The organism is Pararhodobacter sp., from assembly GCF_034676075.1.
Lineage (GTDB): Bacteria > Pseudomonadota > Alphaproteobacteria > Rhodobacterales > Rhodobacteraceae > Pararhodobacter.
Genome location: NZ_JAUCCQ010000224.1, coordinates 1 through 2,550, shown reverse-complemented (window position 1 = coordinate 2,550; position 2,550 = coordinate 1). Strand labels below are relative to the sequence as shown.

The following is a 2,550-nucleotide window of genomic DNA, read 5'->3' as shown; positions in this document are numbered from 1 at the left end:
TCCCCTGCCCGGCCCCGGCGATCAGCAGCCCCGCGACCCGCGCCAGCGGCACCGAGGTGGCGCTGACCAGGACCGCAGGACCGGTGAAGGGCAGGTCCCAGGCTTCGGGCTCGGCCACGGGATCGCCCGCCACCTCATAGGCCCGCAAGGCCCTGAGCAGGGGGACGCTGGCGGTATACGCGGCGCGCAGGGCCGTCCCGTCGACCTCAGCAGGCTGCAGCCCTGCCCGCGCCCGCGCCACATCGCCCGCCTCGGCGCAGGCCAGCCGCGCCAGCGGCAGGCCCGGCACCGGGATCAGCCGGCCCGAAAGGGGCGCCATCCAGCGCCCGCCCAGATAGAGCACGAAAAGCCGTTCGCTCAGCTCAGCCCGGAAATCGGCGGCCGCGCCTTCCACCTCAATTGGCGGTGCAGCTCGAGGTCAGTTCCTCGTAGCGGGCGACGATCCAGTTCGGCGCGTCCTCGGGCAGGTTCTCGGTGATCGAAGCCTCGACCCGCGAGAACAGCGCGATGGAGCGGGAATTGTCGATCATCGGCACCGTGCCCGCGGGCACCGCGCGCTGGAAGACGATCAGCGCCACGGCGATCAGCAGGATGCCCCGCAGCACGCCGAAGAAGAAGCCGAGCCCCTGGTCGATGCCGCCCAGCGCCGAATTGCGGATCAGGCTGGAGAACAGCGGCGTGAACAGCGCCATCACCACCAGCATCACGGCAAAGACCGCGGCGAAGGCGGCGATGATGGTTAATTCACAGGAATCGCCCAGAATGTCGCCGACATAGGGGATCTCGCGCACCAGCGGCTCGACCGTCGGCGCCAGCACGAAGGCGGCGATGGCGGCGACGACCCAGCCGGCGATGGCCAGCAACTCGCGCACCAGACCCCGCGAATAGGCCAGGATCGCCGAGACGACGATGACCAGCGCAACGGCCGCATCGACCAGGGTGAAAGTATCCATTCCTACCGCTCCCTCGGGCCTCGACCCGTCTTCCGTCGGCGCATCAGCCCGCGCCAAAAACCTCGCCCACGAACCCGGTCAGGTCCGCCATCTCGCGCAAGCTGACGCCCGCGCCGGGGCCCGGCTTGCCACCCTTGGGCAGCATGGCCGTGGTGAAACCAAGTTTCGCCGCCTCTTTCAACCTGTTTTCGCTCTGCGCCACCGGACGGAGCGCACCGGATAGCGAGATTTCACCGAAGACAACGCAATCGGCGGGCAGCGCCACATCCTCGCGCGCGCTGAGAAGGGCGGCGGCGACGGCGAGGTCGGCGGCGGGTTCGCTGACCCGCATGCCCCCCGCCACGTTGAGGAACACGTCGAGCCCGGCAAAGGGAATGCCGCAGCGCGCCTCCAGCACGGCGAGGATGGTGGAGAGCCGCCCGCCATCGAGCCCCACCACCGTGCGGCGCGGATTGGACAGCGGCGAGGGCGCGACCAACGCCTGGATCTCGGTCAGCATGGGGCGCGTGCCCTCGATACCGGCGAAGACCACCGACCCGGCGGCGGGTTGGCCGCGTTCGGAGAGAAACAGCGCCGAAGGGTTCGGCACCTCGGCCAGCCCCGCCCCGGTCATCTCGAAGACGCCGATCTCGTCGGCGGGGCCGAAGCGGTTCTTGACCGCGCGCAGGATGCGGAACTGATGGCCGCGCTCGCCCTCGAAATAGAGGACGCAATCGACCATATGCTCGATGACCCGGGGCCCGGCGATCTGGCCGTCCTTGGTGACATGGCCGACCAGGATGACGCTAATGCCGCGCCGCTTGGCCAGCGTCACCAGCTCATGCGAGGCGGCGCGCAGCTGGGTGACGGAGCCGGGGGCCGAATCGACGCTGTCCAGCCACATGGTCTGGATCGAATCGATCACCACCAGATCGGGACGCTCGGCATCGAGCGTGGTCAGGATGTCGCGCAGGTTGGTCTCGGCGCCCAGCCGGACGGGCGCGTCGCCCAGACCCAGCCTTTGCGCCCGCATGCGGACCTGCGCCGCCGCTTCCTCGCCGGAAATATAGAGCGTCTTCAGGCCCCTGCGGGCGAAAGCCGCAACGCTTTGCAAGAGCAGCGTGGATTTGCCGATGCCCGGATCGCCGCCCACCAGAATGGCCGAGGCTGGCACCAGCCCGCCCCCCAGCACCCGGTCGAACTCGGCAATCCCCGACAGCGAGCGCGGCGGCGGCGGTTCCTCGGTGTCGAGCGCGCTCAGGGTGATGGCGCGGCCCTTGGCCAGCGGCCCCTTCGGACCCGAGGCGACCGGCGTCTCCTCGTGGATCGAGTTCCAGGCCCCGCAGGCATCGCACCGCCCGCTCCATTTGCGATGGGCAGCACCGCATTCGGCGCAGACGAACTGGGCAGAGATCTTGGCCATCCCGCCTTATCCCCCAGCCCGAAAACCCGCGCAACCCGTCCCGTCGCGCTTGTGGCGAGGCCGGGGGGCCAGCCCCCCGGACCCCCCGGGATATTTGAAGAACAAAGATGAGGGTTAGCGAATCCCTAAGAGCCATCTTCGTTCCTCAAATATCCACGGGGATTTTCAAGGGGGGCGTGCCCCCCTTGAAGCAGG

Annotated in this window: 3 protein-coding genes; all 3 read right to left on the bottom strand. The window is 69.1% G+C overall.

The genetic code is table 11. The annotated features are described in order from the left end of the window. Positions 1–394, bottom strand: a 394-nt coding sequence (locus tag VDQ18_RS23445; protein ID WP_323023267.1) for a hypothetical protein, incomplete at its 3' end; no start/stop codon positions are given. Position 395: 1 nt separating this feature from the next. Then, positions 396–953 carry a CvpA family protein gene (locus tag VDQ18_RS23440; protein ID WP_107750069.1) on the bottom strand — a complete coding sequence of 186 codons (558 nt, stop codon included), beginning with the start codon at positions 951–953 and terminating at the stop codon, positions 396–398. Between the two features lie 43 nt (positions 954–996). After that, positions 997–2,355: a DNA repair protein RadA gene (gene radA, locus VDQ18_RS23435; protein ID WP_323023266.1), complete on the bottom strand. Its 1,359-nt coding sequence runs from the start codon at positions 2,353–2,355 to the stop codon at positions 997–999. Positions 2,356–2,550: the final 195 nt, after the last annotated feature.

What these genes read in the sequence shown, in the direction of transcription:
- VDQ18_RS23440 (WP_107750069.1), bottom strand. Translation starts at nt 953, where the DNA reads ATGGATACTTTCACCCTGGTCGATGCGGCCGTTGCGCTGGTCATCGTC.
- radA (WP_323023266.1), bottom strand. Translation starts at nt 2,355, where the DNA reads ATGGCCAAGATCTCTGCCCAGTTCGTCTGCGCCGAATGCGGTGCTGCC.